A 16888-nucleotide genomic window follows, 5' to 3' on the forward strand; every position below is an offset into this window, starting at 1 on the left:
CCACTAGTTTTTCCAAATACAGGCCTGTATCTGTTATGTTTATGACTTGAATCGATCTATTTTCTGGAATTTCACCATGCAGGCCACCCAAACTACCGAAAAACCACTGACTCAATTTAAATCTAAGGCAGATTTAAGTGTCGAAAAAGACTCAGGGTCTAGTGCATCTGGTGCTTGGACGGTGCCTCAAATTGAAGCCTTGTTCGCGCTTCCCTTTAATGAGCTTATGTATAAAGCCCAAGAAACGCACCGCACCTATTTTCCTGATGGCGATGTTGAATTGGCAACTCTTTTATCGATTAAGACCGGCGGTTGCCCAGAAGATTGTGGGTATTGCCCTCAGGCAGCGCGCTATGACACGGACGTTAAAGCCAACAAATTGATGGACCTAGACGAGGTGTTGGAAGCTGCTAAAGCCGCCAAAGCAGCGGGTTCCAACCGCTTTTGTATGGGTGCAGCTTGGCGTGAACCTAAAGACCGCGATATTGAAAAGGTAACCGCAATGATCAAGGGCGTTAAGGCACTTGGTCTTGAAACTTGTGCCACTTTGGGAATGTTGGAGGCTGATCAGGCGCAAGCCCTTCAAGAGGCAGGGCTGGACTTTTATAACCATAATTTAGATACCAGCGAGGATTTTTATCGTTCTGTGATCTCTACTAGAGGCTATCAAGATCGTTTGGATACGATATCCCATGTTCGGGCTGCGGGTATGTCCGTTTGCTGTGGCGGTATTGTGGGTATGGGTGAGTCACGCGAACAACGCGCAGCTTTCCTAGCGCGCTTGGCCAATCTCAGTCCTTACCCAGAATCTGTGCCCATTAATCATTTGGTGCCAGTCGCTGGAACTCCTTTGGCTGATCAGAAGCCTTTGGATCCCCTTGAATTTGTTAGAACCATTGCGGTTGCGCGCATCACGATGCCGCGCGCGCGGGTACGTTTATCGGCTGGTCGACAGGAGCTAGGAAGGGCAGTTCAGGCCATGTGTTTTCAGGCTGGCGCAAACTCTATTTTCTATGGTGAGCAACTACTCACTACCGGTAATCCTGAGGCAGAACAAGACCGCGAGCTCTTAGCCGAGCTTGGTTTAAAGACAAAACAAAGCTGCAAAGCCGAGGTATTGGTTTAAGAATTTATGGCGCTCATCGATCGGTTTATTGTCGAGTTTGACACTGCTTTGCGTTCAGTAGTTGGCGGTGCCCATGCCCATCGTGGGACGCCTGGATCAGAAGCATCTTCAGTAACTGCGCTAGATCCCTCTGAGCGAGAACATGCTGCTGGACTGATGCGTGTAAATCATGTCGGCGAAGTCTGCGCACAAGCACTCTACCAGTCGCAAAAATTAGTGGCTCGTAACCCAGAAATTGCACAGATGCTTGATCACTCTGCTCAAGAGGAAATGGACCACTTAGCTTGGTGTGAAACACGGCTCCAGGAGCTAGGTTCGCACACCAGCTATCTCAATCCTATTTGGTATGCTGGATCCTTCGCAATCGGCTTAGTTGCTGGCTTAGCGGGTGATCGCTGGAGTCTGGGTTTTGTTGCTGAAACAGAAAAACAAGTCGAGAATCACCTCGAAAGTCACCTCAAAAAACTACCTGAAGAAGACTATCGTTCGCGCGCGATTGTGGATCAAATGCGGATCGATGAAATTGAGCACGGTCAGGCCGCAATTTCTGCTGGTGGAAGCCCGCTCCCCGAGTCGGTAAAAAAGATAATGCAGTTCATGTCAACAATCATGACGAGTACTGCTTACAAAATCTAGCTTTAAAGCCTATTTTCAAAACATTTTATTTATAATACTGTTTATTAATACAGTATATTTTTGAGATAATTAGCTTAATAGCTAAGACCTATTCTTAAGTATATTTTCCAAGCCCTTGTTTCAAGTAGTATTTTTATAGGTAGCATTTTGTGAACACATCACGCTAAGTGTTTGTAATCACTAGAGAATTTCCTAAAAAATTGCTTAAAAACGCTTGACCCCCTTATTCCAATCCTCTAAAGTGGGAGGAAGTGTGAAAAAGTGGGGTAAATGGTGTTTCAAGGTGCGTCAGCTCTCAATTTGGATGCAAAAGGCCGCATGTCAGTGCCGGCTAAGCATCGTGACGCCTTGTTGGTTCAGGGTGAGGGTCGAGTCACGCTCACTAAACACCCCGACGGCTGCCTGCTTTTGTTCCCACGTCCCGAGTGGGAGACTTTTCGTGCGCGTGTAGCGCAATTGCCGATGGATGCGCATTGGTGGCGTCGAATTTTTTTGGGTAATGCAGCAGAAGTAGATTTGGATAGCGCTGGAAGAATTTTGGTCGGCCCTGAGTTGCGTGCTGCTGCAGGCATTGAAAAAGAAGTGATGTTACTCGGTATGGGTAGTCACTTGGAATTGTGGGATGCGGCTACTTACGCTGCGAAAGAGCAGGCTGCCATTGCGCAGGGTATGCCTGAAGCATTGAAACAATTTAATTTTTGATGACAGGGTGCCATGAACATAACTCATCGCCCAGTGTTACTGGCCGAGGCGGTGACGGCGCTGATCAGTGGCCCGCTGATTACACCCTCGGATACTTCAAAAAATATTCTCATGATCGATGGCACATTCGGTCGTGGTGGCCATACGCAAGCACTGCTTTCTCGCTTGGGTATCAACGCACGCATGATTTCTTTCGACAAGGATTTGGAAGCAATAGCAGTTGCGGAAAAAATCAACGACTCCCGTTTGAGAATCGTGCACGACAGTTTTGCACAGATGGATCATTACGCAGAGCCAGAAACAGTCGATGGAATCTTGCTAGATCTTGGAATCAGCTCACCACAAGTAGACGAAGCGCATCGAGGATTTTCATTTCGCAAAGATGGCCCACTCGATATGCGCATGAATACGGATCATGGATTAACAGCTGCTCAATGGTTGGAGCAGGCTCCACAAGAGGAAATCACCCACGTGATTAAGACTTATGGTGAAGAACGTTTTGCATCTCAAATCGCTAAAGCAATCGTAGCTCGGCGTGAAGATGGTGAATCGCCCAAAACAACTTTGCAATTAGCTAGCCTAGTTGCCAGCGTTGTGCGTACTCGCGAGCTAGGGCAGGATCCTGCGACGAGAACATTTCAAGCTTTACGAATATTTATCAATCGTGAGTTAGAAGATTTAGAGATTGGTTTAAAAGCGGCTTTGACATTATTAAAGCCAGGTGCACGCTTAGCAGTGATTAGCTTTCACTCTTTAGAAGACCGCATCGTGAAGCAATTTATGCAGGCAAATGCCAAGGTGGATGTACCACGTGGATTGCCAGTGCGTGATAAAGACTTGCCATTTAGCCCGCTAGAAATTATTGGGCGCGTTAAGCCAAGTGATGTTGAGGTTCAAGAAAATCCTCGCGCGCGTTCTGCGATTATGCGTGTTGCCCAGAAGCGCTTAGGAGCATTAGTTTGAATCGCGCTACTTTGACTTTGCTTGTCTTGCTCCTGGTGTGCGCATTATCTTTAGTCGCCGCTCAGCAACGTGCGCGTAAATTATTTATTTCATTAGAGCGCGCTCAAATTCAAGAGCGAAAGCTTAATCAAGATTGGTTGCGACTGGAATATGAGCAGAGAAATTTATCGAAGTCTGCTCGTATTCGTGAGGTTGCCCGTAACCAATTACATATGGTTCCAATTACTCCTGATCGTACCCTGTACCTGAAGGAGGCTAGATGAGACCAGTAGGTTTTTCTACTACTCCAAATTTGGTATTGCGTCTGCCGATGTGGCGGTCACGTTTAATGCTGTTTATGTTGTTCTTTGTATTCATGTTGCTATTGATTCGTGCCTTTTGGATCCAAGGCCCAGGAAATGCATTCTATGAAGCTAAAGGGGTGCGTGGAACTCAGCGTGAGCTGGAATTACCTGCATACCGCGGAAAAATTCTTGATCGCAATGGCCAAGTCATTGCTACAAGTCTTGAGGCCAAGTCGGTGATTGCTTATAACGACACTGTTCCGGATGATTTAGCGCCTGAGAAACTTAAACAGTTAGCGAGTCTATTGCAGATTAGTGATGCAGAGTTACGTAGAAAACTTAAAGAGGAGCGTAAGCAGGTATTCCTAAAGCGTCAAGTTGATCCCGCAATTGCTCAGCAAATAAAGCAATTAGAAATTCCTGGCATTGGGCTTAATAATGAATACCGCCGCTTCTACCCAGAGGGTGAAGCAATGGCGCATGTCGTTGGCTTTACCAATGTTGAGGATCGTGGCCAAGAGGGAATGGAGCTTTCACGAGAGAAGGACTTAGCTGGACATCCAGGACAACGCCGAGTGGTAGTGGATCGTTTGGGTCGGGTTGTAGAGGAAATCGCCATTTTGCAATTGCCTCAAAATGGAAAAGATCTACAGCTATCCATTGATAGCAAGATTCAATTCTTGGCATACAACGCTGTTAAGAGTGCAGTAGAGCAACATCGTGCAAGTGCTGGTGGTGCGGTGGTTTTGGATACGCAGACTGGAGAAATATTAGCCTTAGCCAATTACCCAAGCTACAACCCTAATGATCGCAAGAAGTTAACAGGCGAGCAACTACGCAATCGTGTGCTAACCGATACATTTGAGCCTGGCTCTACGATGAAGCCGTTGACAGTTGCAATTGCCTTAGAGAAGGGTGTAATTGCGCCGAATACCAATATGGCAATCGGCGCAAAATATCTCATTGGACCCAAGCCAATTACCGATACACATCCATATGGAAACCTGACGGTCTCGCAGATTATTCAAAAGTCGAGCAATATTGGCACGGCCAAAATTGCCATGAATAATCTCTCCGCTGAGGAGATGTGGAATTTCTTTACCTCTGTTGGTTTTGGTCAGGCACCAAAAATTGGATTTCCTGGAGCAGTAGCAGGCACAGTTCATCCACATAAGAAATGGATGCCAACCGATCAAGCGCGTATTGCATTTGGTTATGGTATTTCGTCATCACTATTTCAGGTGGCACGTGCTTACACTATTTTTGCGCGTGATGGCGAATTAGTGCCGCTCACGATTGAGCGCAGCCCCGAATTTAAGCACGGCACCCAGATCATCTCGGCAAAAACGGCGATTGATATGCGCAGCATGATGGAGACTGTCACAGAGCCGGGTGGTACCGCGATCAAAGCGCAGGCAGAAGGATATCGAGTTGGTGGGAAAACCGGTACAGCACATAAATTAGTTGGTAAAAGTTATGCCAACAAATATCGTGCTTATTTTGCTGGTTTAGCCCCTATTAGCGCACCACGTATTGTCGTTGCAGTGATGATTGATGAGCCCACTGGTGGCAGTCACTATGGTGGTGATGTAGCAGCCCCAGTGTTCTCGACGATCGTGAGCGAAACCTTGCGCACCTTGAATGTTTTGCCTGACAACAATCTGAAGCAAATGGTATTGCAGGATCAAAACTCAGTAGATATTCAGAGTGCGTCCGCAAAAGTTCAGCAAGCGGTACTCAAGAGATGATGGCGATCGTGATTACAGAACCTGATCAACTGATTTCTCGATTGCGTGATGTCGCTAGTCGCAATGCACATGTTCGCGCTGATAGTCGTCAAATTGCCGGCGGAGATATTTTCTTTGCGTATCCCGTTGGAAGGGGTATGGCATTTAGGGATGGTCGAGAATATATTGCTGTAGCCCTAAAAAATGGCGCTGCTGCAGTGGTATTTGATCCAGCTGATGGAATTGCAGATAAGTATTTAGATCATCCACAATGTTTTGCTGTCTCCAATTTAGCGACTGTAGCAGGTAAGTTGTGTTCACAGTGGTATGACTGCCCCAGTAAACAATTACATGTCATTGGTGTTACAGGTACGAATGGAAAGACCAGCATTACTCAGTGGTTAGCACAAGCATTGGATGTAGAAAATCATCGCACTGCCGTGGTGGGTACTCTGGGTACGGGCTTTCCTGGGGCTTTGGTCTACTCTGGCTACACCACTCCAGACGCACCTCGTTTACAAACAGAGTTGAAAGAGCTGTTGGATCAAGGTGCTCAGCAAGTGGTAATGGAAATTTCATCGCATGCCCTTGATCAAGAGCGTGTAGCAGGGTTAGAAGTTTCTTGTGCAGTCTTTACGAATTTGACGCAAGATCATTTGGACTATCACGGCACAATGGCCGATTATGCGCAGGCCAAAGAAAAACTCTTTTCGATTCCCACTTTAGAAAATGTCGTCATTAACTTTGATGATCCATTTGGGCGTGAGTTGGCAGTAAAGCTATTGGCGGCAAATAAGTTGTCTGTATGGGGATATGCTTTAACAGAGAAGGCCTTTGCTGGTTTTGAGAATTTTGCTGGCCGTCTGAAATCTACCCACATAAAAGACTTCAAGATCGGCTCGACTGGATACGATGCAGTATTTGCCAGCAAAGACTTTGAATCTAGCGTGCTGCATTTGCCAGTGTTAGGTGAATTTAATCTCAGTAATTGTTTGGCTGTATGGACGGTATTGCTAAGTCAAGGCATGACCCCAGTGCAAGCCTCTGAGCGAATGGCTAATTTAGGACCAGTTCCTGGCCGTATGGAACTCATTCAATTAAATAAAACCCATAGAACCGATGGCCCGTTAGTAGTCGTTGACTTTGCTCATACCCCAGATGCACTTGCTAAAGCGTTAACTGCTTTACGGCCACTTGCCACTCAAAGAGGTGGCAAGGTGTGGTGTGTATTTGGTTGTGGTGGTGATCGCGATTCAGGCAAGCGACCACAAATGGGTCAAGTGGCGCAAGAGTATGCGGATCACGTTGTTTTAACGAGTGATAATCCGCGCTCGGAAGAGCCTGAGGCCATCATCGCAATGATTCGTTCTGGGATGACTAAGAAATCTAGCAACATTCAATCCTTGCCAGATAGAGCGGCAGCAATCATGGCTGCGGTTCGCCATGCTGACCTCAAAGATGTCATCTTGGTCGCTGGTAAAGGGCATGAATCTACTCAAGAAATCAAAGGAAAGAAATTTGATTTCTCAGATCAAGAGCATATTCGCTTAGCTGCGGGGGGTGCTCTATGAATGCTTCCATGACAACGCTCGCCCATATTCATGACATGTTGCCTGGTAGTAATTTACTCAATATCTCAGAGGAGGCTGCAAAGTCTCTACAGATTTCTAGCATTGGAAGTGATAGTCGCCAGGTTCAAGCGGGTGAACTATTTGTTGCTTTATCTGGTGAACGCTTTGATGCCCACCAATTTCTCTCTGGCATCGTTCAAGCGGGAGCGAGCTCTGCCCTAATTAGCGATTCACATCAGTGCCCAGAAAATCTGCCAGCTGTTTGTGTAGGTGATACTAAAAAAAGTTTAGGTCAGTTAGCCCAGGCATGGCGAAAGCAGTTTGCTATTCCAGTGGCTGTTGTCACTGGTTCTAATGGCAAAACTACCGTCAAGGAAATGATTGCCTCTATTTTTAAAGCGGCGGTTGGCGAGAATGCAACTTTAGTAACTAAGGGCAATCTCAACAACGACATTGGTTTGCCGTTGACTCTACTGCGCATGCGTTCAAGCGACCGCTTAGCTGTGATTGAGCTCGGCATGAATCATCCTGGTGAAACTGCTGAGCTTGCTACTGTTGTCCAAGCCAATATTGCATTAATTAATAATGCCCAGCGCGAGCATCAAGAGTTTATGACCAGCGTGGAAGCAGTTGCCAATGAGCATGCGGCAGTATTGTCTGCCTTGCCAATGAATGGTGTAGCAGTATTTCCTGCAGATTCAGATTTTTGTCATGTTTGGCGTGCGGCTGCCGATGGCCGAAGGATTATTGATTTCGTCTTAGCTTCATCAGGTAATCAGACCTCAGCAGCTGTGACTGGGCAGCTTTTACCCAACGGAAAACTCCACATTAAGACTGAAAAAGGAAATATTGAAGTTCAATTAAATACATTGGGGCAGCACAATTTACGCAATGCTCTTGCAGCAAGTGCTGTAGCTTTAGCTGCAGGCCTTGAACTTCAGAATATTCAGTTGGGATTAGAGTCATTCATGCCTGTTCATGGCCGAATGCAAGCAAAGATGTTGACCTCCAACCGAACCTTGATTGATGATAGTTATAACGCTAATCCTGATTCTGTTAGAGCAGCAATTGATGCGCTTAAGCAGTCTAGCCATGAAGCTTGGCTAGTTCTTGGTGATATGGGTGAAGTGGGCGAGCAAGGCCCTGCTTTTCATCAAGAGGTGGGGGCTTATGCTGCAAAGCAGGGTATTACTAAATTATTTACTCTTGGTGAACAATGTCAATTTGCGGTGCAAGGTTTTAATGATGCACTCAATACACAAGCAATTGCTCAAAGTGCGCTGCATTTCAAAGACATTGATCAGCTATTGGAAAACCTTAATCATGCTCTCGGTAGCCTGGATGCCGATGATTCCGCGTATTTAAATATTTTGGTTAAAGGTTCCCGTTTTATGCGGATGGAGCGTGTTGTACAGGCCTTGTTAGAGGAGGCTAAAACATGCTCTTGATATTGGCCCAGTGGCTCCAAGATGACTTTGGTTTTTTCCGGGTCTTTAATTACATTACGTTTAGAGCAGTGATGGCTACGGTTACTGCGCTTCTAATCGGCTTGGCTGCCGGTCCATGGGTTATTCGTAAATTAACAGAATTGAAGATGGGGCAGGCAGTTCGTACAGATGGTCCACAAACTCACTTGGTGAAGTCTGGTACACCAACAATGGGTGGCGTATTAATTCTGATAGGCATATTTATTTCCTGCATGCTTTGGGCGGACTTAAGTAATCGCTTTATTTGGATTGTGATGATTGTGACTTTTGGCTTTGGTATGGTGGGATGGGTGGATGACTACCGTAAGGTCGTTCGTAAAGACCCCAAGGGAATGGCTTCTAGGGAGAAATTCTTTTGGCAAACCTTAATTGGTCTGTTTGCTGCAATCTATTTGGCATTCTCCGTTTCAGAGGTGAATAACCTCAAGGTATTACAGCTTTTCTACGATTGGCTCAAGAGCGGTTTTGCACTAGATCTCCCAGCAAAGTCGAATCTATTGATTCCATTCATGAAAGAAGTGAGCTATCCATTAGGCGTAATGGGTTTCATTATCTTGAGTTACCTAGTGATAGTAGGTAGTAGTAATGCAGTTAACTTAACTGATGGGCTCGATGGCTTGGTGATCATGCCAGTCATTTTGGTAGGTGCTGCATTGGGTGCTTTTGCCTACGTGATGGGTAATGCCATTTATGCCAAGTATCTCTTATTTCCTTATATCCCAGGTGCTGGTGAGTTGATGATTTTCTGTGGAGCAATGGGCGGTGCTGGGTTGGCATTTCTTTGGTACAACACTCACCCTGCACAGGTGTTTATGGGGGATGTCGGTGCGCTGGCATTGGGCGGCGCCCTTGGCACGATTGCTGTCATTGTGAGGCAAGAAATTGTGCTCTTTGTGATGGGGGGTATTTTTGTTGCCGAGACTTGTTCAGTAATGTTGCAAGTGATTTGGTTCAAATATACGAAGAAACGGTATGGAGAGGGTCGTCGTATTTTCAGGATGGCACCGCTCCACCATCATTTTGAATTGGGCGGTTGGCGTGAAACGCAAGTAGTGGTTCGTTTCTGGATCATCACTATTCTTTTAGTCCTTATTGGCCTTTCCAGCCTGAAATTACGGTAAGCCAAAATATGCATAACTTAGATCTCGCCTTTGCTAATCCATCACTCCTCGCAGAGGATGGCTACACTCAGCCACAAAAGTTTTTAATCTTAGGTTTAGGTGAGTCTGGCTACGCCATGGCAAAGTGGTGCATACGAAATGGTGCACAAGTTAGTTTGGCTGATACTCGGGAACGTCAGCAATTAAGTGAACGCCAGAAAGCCTGGCTAGCTGATCTTGAATTTGCAGGTCTTCAGGAAGTGTATTTTGGCTCACTTGAAGAGACGCACTTAAATCATATTGATGTGATTGGAATCAGCCCTGGCTTATCTCCTATTTTGGAGCCAATTCAGTCATTCCTTCTCAAAGCCAAAGAGCTAGAGATTGATATTTGGGGTGAGTTGGAATTTTTTGCTCGAGCAGTGGCAGCTTTAGATCGCATGGCCCAAGTCAATAGCATGCAATACAAGCCAGCGGTGTTGGCTATTACGGGTACTAATGGCAAAACAACGACTACCGCTTTAACTGGTCAACTATGTGAAAGGGCTGGTAAGCGTGTTGCAGTTGCGGGCAATATTAGCCCAGCGGCATTAGACAAATTGATGTCCTCTCTTGATGAGGCAGATCAAGTGGAAGATATGCCCGAAGTTTGGGTGTTAGAACTTTCAAGCTTTCAGTTGGTCTATACGAGCACATTCAATGCAACTGCAGCGACAGTGCTAAACATTTCGCAAGATCACTTGGATTGGCATGGTGATATGCGGGCATATATAGATGCTAAGGCCAATATCTTTGGTTCAAATACTGTCTGTATTTTGAATCGTGATGATCCGCAGGTGATGGGTTTATTTTCGGAGGAGCAGCGAGCAAGCAAGTCGATTATTACCTTCGGGGCTAATCGTCCGGATGAGCAAGGTGCTTTCGGAATTGAGCATGATTTGCGTGCGGGTGGAATTGACTGGCTGGTATGGGCCGAGGTGGATGAGGATCAAGAGCCTCAACCGAAGCGCCGTCGTAAATCAGTTGCCGTTGAAGATGAGCCGCTCAGGTTAAAGCGTTTAATTCCAGCTGATGCTCTACGTATTCGTGGTCGCCACAATGCCTTAAATGCATTGGCCGCCCTTGCTTTGGCTAGAGCAGCAGGTTTGCCAATGAATATGTTGTTACATGGATTGCGTGATTACCATGGTGAACCCCATCGCGTGCAGAGCATTGCCGTCGTATCAAATGTTGAGTATGTAGATGACAGTAAGGGCACTAATGTTGGGGCAACCGTTGCCGCATTAAATGGTTTAAGTGCTAATGAATCGGGTAAGCGTATTTGGTTAATTGCAGGCGGGGAAGGCAAAGGTCAAGATTTTGGTCCGTTGCGTGAGCCCGCATTGAGATTTGTAAAGGGCGTCTTCTTGATTGGTAAAGATGCTCCAGTGATTGCTCAGGCTTTAGGCGATGCAGTTTCTTCAACAATGAGCGAGACTTTGCATAATGCCGTTTCTGAGGCAGCCAAAAGAGCCCAGGCTGGAGATATTGTGTTGTTATCACCTGCCTGTGCAAGCTTTGATCAGTTTAAGGATTACGTCGAGCGCGCTCATGCTTTTGTTGCTGAAGTTCAAGAATTGGAAATGCAATTCGAGGGAGTTCAAATATGAGTTTGAAGGAAAAATTCTTTCCTGAAAATCGTTTGGGCCTAGGCCGTTTTTGGAATTTCTCGCGCGGCGGGATTGATAACTTCCGAAGCGGTTTGCGGGATGCTGTATCTGGCGTTGAGCAGACGCGCTCTCGCATGATGGATTATGACCAGTTACTCGTTTGGGCAGTTTTATCTTTGGCCTTAATTGGTTTGGTCATGGTTTATTCGGCATCCATTACTCTGGCTGATGGCCCTAAGTACGCAAATTACAGTAGCAATTTCTTTCTGATTCGCCACTTAATTTCCTTGTCGATTGCAATAGTAGTTGGCATATGGGCATTTAAGATTCCAAGCACCGTATGGGATCGTTATTCACCGCTCATTTTTGGTTTTACAGTGCTTTTGTTAATTGCTGTATTAATTCCGGGAATTGGTAAGGGTGTGAATGGAGCCAAGCGCTGGATCCCATTAGGTTTAATGAACTTTCAACCATCGGAACTCATGAAGTTTGCTGCAGTGATCTTCGCGGCTAGTTATACAGTGAAGCGTCAAGAGTACTTGCACTCATTTGTAAAGGGAATGCTACCAATGGGAATCGCAGTTGCTCTAGTTGGGGGCTTGCTAATGGCTGAGCCTGATATGGGAGCGCTTGTGGTGATATCCATCATTGCGTTTGGGATCTTATTTTTAGGTGGAATTAACGCTAAGTTATTTGGTGGGCTTTTAGGCGTAGGTATCTTAAGTGCAGTAACGATTATTGCCTTATCGCCGTTTAGACAAAAACGCATTATGGCGTTTATCGACCCATGGCAGGCTGAAAATGCCGCTAACAAGGGCTACCAATTAACCCATTCCTTAATGGCATTTGGTCGTGGCGAGTGGTTTGGATTGGGCCTGGGTGGCAGCGTTGAAAAGCTGCACTATCTCCCAGAAGCTCATACAGACTTCATCATGGCCGTGATTGGTGAGGAGCTAGGATTTGTTGGTGTTGTAGTCATGATTTTCTTGTTCTATTGGATTGTGCGCCGCGCATTTTTAATTGGCCGCACTGCTTTGCAGTTAGATCGAAGTTTTGCTGGCTTAGCTGCAAAAGGTGTTGCCATTTGGATTGGTTGGCAAGCTTTTATCAATATGGGAGTGAACTTAGGCTTGCTTCCAACTAAAGGATTAACTCTGCCTCTAGTGAGTTATGGCGGCTCTGGAATTCTCATGAATGCAATTGCAATTGCAATGCTTCTGCGAATCGATTATGAAAATCGTATTCTGATGCGGGGAGGTAAGTTGTGACCAAGCCTTCCATCTTAGTTATGGCTGGGGGAACCGGGGGACATATCTTCCCGGGTCTTGCCGTTGCTGAATATCTGAGGATATGTGGCTGGAATGTATCTTGGCTCGGTAATAAAAATGGGATGGAATATCGTCTGGTACAGGCACGCCATTTTTCATTTGAATCGGTTGATTTCAGCGGCCTACGCGGCAAAGGCATTAAAGCGCAACTCATGCTGCCGATTAACTTAGCGAGAGCTTGTTTGCAAAGTTGGAAAATTATGCGCCGGCTCAAGCCTAGCGTGGTATTGGGAATGGGGGGTTACATTACTTTCCCTGGCGGATTAATTACGAAGGTATTGAAAAGACCTTTAGTGTTGCATGAGGCAAATTCAGTGGCTGGAAGCGCCAATTTAGCTTTAGCCAAAATTGCACTACGCACTTTAACTGGATTCCCTGACACGATGAAAAATGCAGAGTGGGTAGGCAATCCCATTCGTGAAGAATTCGATGTAATTGAGGTCCCCGCTAAACGTTATGCGCAGCGCAATGGACGATTATCTATATTGGTGGTGGGTGGCAGTTTAGGTGCGGCAGCTTTAAATGAGGTGGTACCTGCTGCATTGGCTATGCTGGATAAAGAGGTGCGACCTCATGTAATTCATCAGGCCGGTGAGAAACATTTGGCAGATCTTGAGAAGCGATATTCTCAATTGGGTGTGGTGGCTGATATTCGTCCATTTATTGACGATATGCCTGCAGCGTATGCACAAGCAGACTTAGTAATCTGTCGTTCTGGCGCGATGACTGTTTCGGAGATTGCAGCATGTGGAGTGGCTTCTTGCCTCATTCCTTTTCCCTATGCAATAGATGATCATCAAACCGGCAATGCCCGTTTTTTGGCTGATGCAGATGCAGCAGTTTTATTGCCACAGAAAAATCTCAATCCACAAGATCTTGCCTTGATGATTCAGAACCTGAGTCGAGACGATTTGAGATTAATGGCTGAGCGGGCGCATGCACTGGCTAAACCCCATGCTACTAGGCGTGTTGCTGAAGTTTGTGCTGATTGTGCGGGAGTAGGCGTATGAAGCATATTGTTCAGCAAATTCACTTTGTAGGTATCGGCGGGGCTGGTATGAGTGGTATTGCCGAGGTACTTTTGAACTTGGGTTATCAAGTCTCTGGATCTGACTTATCTGAGAGCGCCACTACGAAACGTTTGAGTGAGTTAGGTGCCATCATTCATATTGGACATGACCCCAAAAATATTGGTACTGCTGAAGCGGTGGTGATTTCGACGGCAGTGGCTGGAAATAATCCAGAGGTTTTGGCTGCTCGCGCTGCAAAAGTGCCTATTATTCAGCGTGCTGTCATGCTTGGCGAGCTAATGCGCTTAAAGCAGGGCATTGCGATTGCTGGCACACATGGAAAAACAACGACTACGAGCCTGGTTGCCTCTGTATTGGCTGAGGGTGGTCTAGATCCTACGTTTGTCATTGGCGGAAAGCTAAATTCTGCTGGTGCAAATGCGCGCTTAGGCCAGGGTGATTTCATCGTGGTAGAGGCAGACGAGTCTGACGCCTCTTTCTTGCAGTTATTTCCGGCAATGGAAGTAGTGACCAATATTGATGCTGATCATATGGATACATATCAGCATGACATGGCGAGATTGAAGCAGGCTTTTGTTCAGTTTATACAGCGCATGCCTTTCTATGGTGTAGCCGTACTCTGCGTGGACGATGCGAATGTACGAGACATCATCCCCTTTGTTTCGCAACCAGTGCTGCGTTATGGCTTATCAGATGATGCCGATATTCGTGCGAGTAATATTCGTGCGCAAGGCACTCGTATGCATTTCCGTGTAGATCGCAGAACGGTTCGAAGGCACGGTAATAAGCCAGGCCCACTGGAAGTGCAATTGAATTTACCAGGTTTGCATAACGTACGAAATGCATTAGCAGCTATCGGCATTGCAACAGAATTAGGTGTTGGCGATGATGCGATTGTGAAAGCCTTATCTGAATTTGGTGGAGTGGGACGTCGCTTTCAAAGATATGGTGATATTCCATTGGCTGGTGGCGGCAGTTTTACATTGATCGATGATTATGGTCATCATCCAGTAGAGATGGCTGCTACCTTAGCTGCTGCCCGCGGAGCTTATCCTGAGCGTCGATTAGTTCTGGCATTTCAACCACATCGATTTACGCGTACTCGAGATTGTTTTGGTGAGTTTGTTCAGGTACTCAAGAATTTCGATGCTCTAGTCTTAACCGAGGTTTATCCAGCCGGCGAAGCCAAAATTCCAGGTGCTAATGGACAAAGTCTCATGAAAGCAGCCCTAACAGCGGATAAGGATACTAAGGCCTTATTAGATGGTACCGCAGTAGCGTTTGCTCCTACGGTAGCGGACATGCCTGAGAAGTTAAACACTCTACTGCGTGACGGTGATGTCTTAATCACGATGGGAGCTGGATCAATTTCTGGGTTGCCGCAGGTATTAGCGGGGGCAAAAAATGTCTAATCAAATTGAGAGAATCTTGCCTTGGGGTGAGCGGGTCAAACAAGACCTTGCCAAGCTTGATGTCAAATCTTTGGGTAAGGTAGGCGTATTGCTAGGTGGGCGTTCAGGTGAGCGCGAGATTTCACTAATGTCAGGTGGTGGGGTTTTAGAGGCGCTCCTCTCCAAGGGGGTTGATGCGTATGCATTTGATCCTGGTCTACGTTGCCCAACAGAGCTTGCCAAAGAAAAATTTGATCGTGTCTTTATTTCTTTGCATGGCCGCTATGGAGAAGACGGCACTATTCAAGGATTGCTGGAGTTATTGGGTTTGCCATATACCGGAAGTGGAGTGTTGGCATCAGCGTTAGCGATCGACAAGATAGCTACAAAACGTATTTGGATTAGCAGTGGTTTATCCACCCCTGAGTTTGAAGAGCTTAAGGCCGATAGTGACTGGAATGCAGTAGTACGTAAGTTAGGTTTACCATTAATTGTGAAGCCTGCCCACGAAGGATCGTCGCTAGGACTAACAAAAGTGAAGTCAGTGGATGAGTTACCTGCCGCTTATCAACTCGCAGCCGCAATGGATAAAGCAGTGATTGCAGAAACTTGCATTATTGGTGATGAGTTAACTTGTCCTTTGGTGGGCTTTGGCAAAGATGCAGAAGCATTGCCAGTAATTAAAATTATTCCGCCCCAAGCCAACTATGACTTTCATAATAAATATTTCTCAGATGAGACGAAATATTTGTGCCCAACTGGCTTGGCTCCAGAGGTTAATTTAGCTGTCCAGGAATTGGCTTTAGCAGCATATCGTGCCCTTGGTTGCAAGACCTGGGGTCGCGCTGATGTGATGCTAGATCAACAGACTGGTAAGCCTTATCTATTGGAGATGAACACATCTCCAGGAATGACATCACACTCATTAGTTCCGATGGCTGCTAAAGCGGCGGGCGTGGATTATGCCGAATTGGTTTTATGGGTGATTAGTAAAACATTGCATCATCAAGGAGCTGCTCAGGCATGAATCGGGTGAGCAATTTCCTCTCTGGATTTGGTGAAGTTTTTGCTTCGCTGGCTTCCCCTGTTTGGAATCATCCTGAGCGCATGAAAAAGCTCACACGTTTTTTAATGCGTTTATTTGCCCTGATGCTTTTGGTAGGCATTTTAGTTTGGTTGAGCCAGAGACCAGTCTTTGCCTTACGACAAATTGTGATTGAACCTGTTGCTGGTGAAACTCTAAAGCATATTAATAAACCAATCGTGAAGCAGCAGGTCATTGAAACGGTTAAAGGAAACTTTTTTAGCGTCCGCTTAGAAGATGTTAAGCGTGGCTTTGAGTCAATGCCTTGGGTGCGACATGCCAATGTCCGTAGAGTTTGGCCTAATGAATTAGTTGTCAATATCGAAGAGCAAAAACCATTTGGAGTATGGGGTGGGGTAGATAGCCATCGTTTAATGAATACTCATGGCGAAATTTTTGCTGGCCGCATCTCAGAAGTTGGTGATGGCATTCAACTGATTGATTTTCATGGTCCAGAGGATTCCAGCAAAGAAGTGATGCGACTTTATGAAAAAGCAAATGCCTGGTTTAAGCCATGGGATGCAGAGGTAAAAAGTTTGACCCTATCTGATCGATACGCATGGAATGTCAAGCTTTCCAATGGAATGAAAGTGGAGTTTGGTCGCGATGAAGAAAATTCGGACAAAACCTTAACCGAAGATCGTGTAGCTCGCCTCTTTAAATACTGGCCACAGGTCCAAGAGAAGTGGGCTAATCGCGTGGATGCGATTGATTTGCGCTATGCCAATGGTTTTGCAGTCCATCTCGCTTCTGCGAGTCCAAGAAAGAATGAAGTTGATGCTAAAAAAAGTGAGCGGAAGCAATGAGGA

At 46.1% G+C, this 16888-nt stretch carries 15 protein-coding genes; all 15 read left to right on the top strand.

Annotated elements, in window-relative coordinates:
* Window positions 1–76 precede the first annotated feature (76 nt).
* The 15 genes from bioB (at window position 77) to FD974_RS00870 (ending at window position 16885) form a co-directional block, all read left to right on the top strand.
* Window positions 77–1126, top strand: coding sequence for a biotin synthase BioB (bioB, locus tag FD974_RS00800; RefSeq protein WP_215364931.1), 1050 nt, complete (start codon window positions 77–79; stop codon window positions 1124–1126).
* 6 nt (window positions 1127–1132) lie between these two features.
* Window positions 1133–1762, top strand: a complete 630-nt coding sequence (coq7, locus tag FD974_RS00805; RefSeq protein ID WP_371817117.1) for a 2-polyprenyl-3-methyl-6-methoxy-1,4-benzoquinone monooxygenase — start codon at window positions 1133–1135, stop codon at window positions 1760–1762.
* Window positions 1763–2035: 273 nt separating this feature from the next.
* Window positions 2036–2464 (top strand): division/cell wall cluster transcriptional repressor MraZ, encoded by a 429-nt coding sequence (gene mraZ, locus FD974_RS00810; RefSeq protein ID WP_215366483.1) that lies wholly within the window; start codon window positions 2036–2038, stop codon window positions 2462–2464.
* Window positions 2465–2476: 12 nt separating this feature from the next.
* Window positions 2477–3427, top strand: coding sequence for a 16S rRNA (cytosine(1402)-N(4))-methyltransferase RsmH (gene rsmH, locus FD974_RS00815; RefSeq protein ID WP_215364932.1), 951 nt, complete (start codon window positions 2477–2479; stop codon window positions 3425–3427).
* The gene (ftsL, locus tag FD974_RS00820; protein ID WP_215364933.1) at window positions 3424–3690 is read left to right on the top strand and encodes a cell division protein FtsL; all 267 of its coding nucleotides are present in this window, start codon (window positions 3424–3426) and stop codon (window positions 3688–3690) included. The genes rsmH and ftsL overlap by 4 nt, the downstream gene beginning before the upstream one ends.
* Window positions 3687–5459, top strand: coding sequence for a penicillin-binding protein 2 (locus FD974_RS00825; protein WP_215364935.1), 1773 nt, complete (start codon window positions 3687–3689; stop codon window positions 5457–5459). The genes ftsL and FD974_RS00825 overlap by 4 nt, the downstream gene beginning before the upstream one ends.
* Window positions 5456–7009, top strand: coding sequence for a UDP-N-acetylmuramoyl-L-alanyl-D-glutamate--2,6-diaminopimelate ligase (locus tag FD974_RS00830; protein ID WP_215364936.1), 1554 nt, complete (start codon window positions 5456–5458; stop codon window positions 7007–7009). Before FD974_RS00825 ends, FD974_RS00830 begins: the two co-directional genes overlap by 4 nt.
* An 8-nt stretch (window positions 7010–7017) precedes the next feature.
* Window positions 7018–8457: a UDP-N-acetylmuramoyl-tripeptide--D-alanyl-D-alanine ligase gene (gene murF / locus FD974_RS00835; protein ID WP_251374615.1), complete on the top strand. Its 1440-nt coding sequence runs from the start codon at window positions 7018–7020 to the stop codon at window positions 8455–8457.
* Window positions 8448–9617, top strand: coding sequence for a phospho-N-acetylmuramoyl-pentapeptide-transferase (mraY, locus tag FD974_RS00840; RefSeq protein WP_215364937.1), 1170 nt, complete (start codon window positions 8448–8450; stop codon window positions 9615–9617). The genes murF and mraY overlap by 10 nt, the downstream gene beginning before the upstream one ends.
* A gap of 8 nt (window positions 9618–9625) precedes the next feature.
* Window positions 9626–11245, top strand: a complete 1620-nt coding sequence (murD, locus tag FD974_RS00845) for a UDP-N-acetylmuramoyl-L-alanine--D-glutamate ligase (RefSeq protein WP_215364939.1) — start codon at window positions 9626–9628, stop codon at window positions 11243–11245.
* Window positions 11242–12513 carry a putative lipid II flippase FtsW gene (gene ftsW / locus FD974_RS00850; RefSeq protein WP_215364940.1) on the top strand — a complete coding sequence of 424 codons (1272 nt, stop codon included), beginning with the start codon at window positions 11242–11244 and terminating at the stop codon, window positions 12511–12513. The genes murD and ftsW overlap by 4 nt, the downstream gene beginning before the upstream one ends.
* A 20-nt stretch (window positions 12514–12533) precedes the next feature.
* Complete coding sequence (murG, locus tag FD974_RS00855; protein WP_215366489.1) at window positions 12534–13583, top strand: undecaprenyldiphospho-muramoylpentapeptide beta-N-acetylglucosaminyltransferase; 1050 nt, start codon at window positions 12534–12536, stop codon at window positions 13581–13583.
* The gene (gene murC, locus FD974_RS00860; protein WP_215364942.1) at window positions 13580–15016 is read left to right on the top strand and encodes a UDP-N-acetylmuramate--L-alanine ligase; all 1437 of its coding nucleotides are present in this window, start codon (window positions 13580–13582) and stop codon (window positions 15014–15016) included. Before murG ends, murC begins: the two co-directional genes overlap by 4 nt.
* Window positions 15009–16022, top strand: coding sequence for a D-alanine--D-alanine ligase (locus FD974_RS00865; RefSeq protein WP_215364943.1), 1014 nt, complete (start codon window positions 15009–15011; stop codon window positions 16020–16022). Before murC ends, FD974_RS00865 begins: the two co-directional genes overlap by 8 nt.
* Window positions 16019–16885, top strand: a complete 867-nt coding sequence (locus tag FD974_RS00870; protein WP_251374616.1) for a cell division protein FtsQ/DivIB — start codon at window positions 16019–16021, stop codon at window positions 16883–16885. The genes FD974_RS00865 and FD974_RS00870 overlap by 4 nt, the downstream gene beginning before the upstream one ends.
* Window positions 16886–16888: the final 3 nt, after the last annotated feature.

The organism is Polynucleobacter sp. es-EL-1, assembly GCF_018687975.1.
GTDB lineage: Bacteria > Pseudomonadota > Gammaproteobacteria > Burkholderiales > Burkholderiaceae > Polynucleobacter.

What these genes read in the sequence shown, in the direction of transcription:
- bioB (WP_215364931.1), top strand. Translation starts at nt 77, where the DNA reads ATGCAGGCCACCCAAACTACCGAAAAACCACTGACTCAATTTAAATCT.
- coq7 (WP_371817117.1), top strand. Translation starts at nt 1,133, where the DNA reads ATGGCGCTCATCGATCGGTTTATTGTCGAGTTTGACACTGCTTTGCGT.
- rsmH (WP_215364932.1), top strand. Translation starts at nt 2,477, where the DNA reads ATGAACATAACTCATCGCCCAGTGTTACTGGCCGAGGCGGTGACGGCG.
- FD974_RS00825 (WP_215364935.1), top strand. Translation starts at nt 3,687, where the DNA reads ATGAGACCAGTAGGTTTTTCTACTACTCCAAATTTGGTATTGCGTCTG.
- FD974_RS00830 (WP_215364936.1), top strand. Translation starts at nt 5,456, where the DNA reads ATGATGGCGATCGTGATTACAGAACCTGATCAACTGATTTCTCGATTG.
- murF (WP_251374615.1), top strand. Translation starts at nt 7,018, where the DNA reads ATGACAACGCTCGCCCATATTCATGACATGTTGCCTGGTAGTAATTTA.
- mraY (WP_215364937.1), top strand. Translation starts at nt 8,448, where the DNA reads ATGCTCTTGATATTGGCCCAGTGGCTCCAAGATGACTTTGGTTTTTTC.
- murD (WP_215364939.1), top strand. Translation starts at nt 9,626, where the DNA reads ATGCATAACTTAGATCTCGCCTTTGCTAATCCATCACTCCTCGCAGAG.
- ftsW (WP_215364940.1), top strand. Translation starts at nt 11,242, where the DNA reads ATGAGTTTGAAGGAAAAATTCTTTCCTGAAAATCGTTTGGGCCTAGGC.
- murG (WP_215366489.1), top strand. Translation starts at nt 12,534, where the DNA reads ATGGCTGGGGGAACCGGGGGACATATCTTCCCGGGTCTTGCCGTTGCT.
- murC (WP_215364942.1), top strand. Translation starts at nt 13,580, where the DNA reads ATGAAGCATATTGTTCAGCAAATTCACTTTGTAGGTATCGGCGGGGCT.
- FD974_RS00865 (WP_215364943.1), top strand. Translation starts at nt 15,009, where the DNA reads ATGTCTAATCAAATTGAGAGAATCTTGCCTTGGGGTGAGCGGGTCAAA.
- FD974_RS00870 (WP_251374616.1), top strand. Translation starts at nt 16,019, where the DNA reads ATGAATCGGGTGAGCAATTTCCTCTCTGGATTTGGTGAAGTTTTTGCT.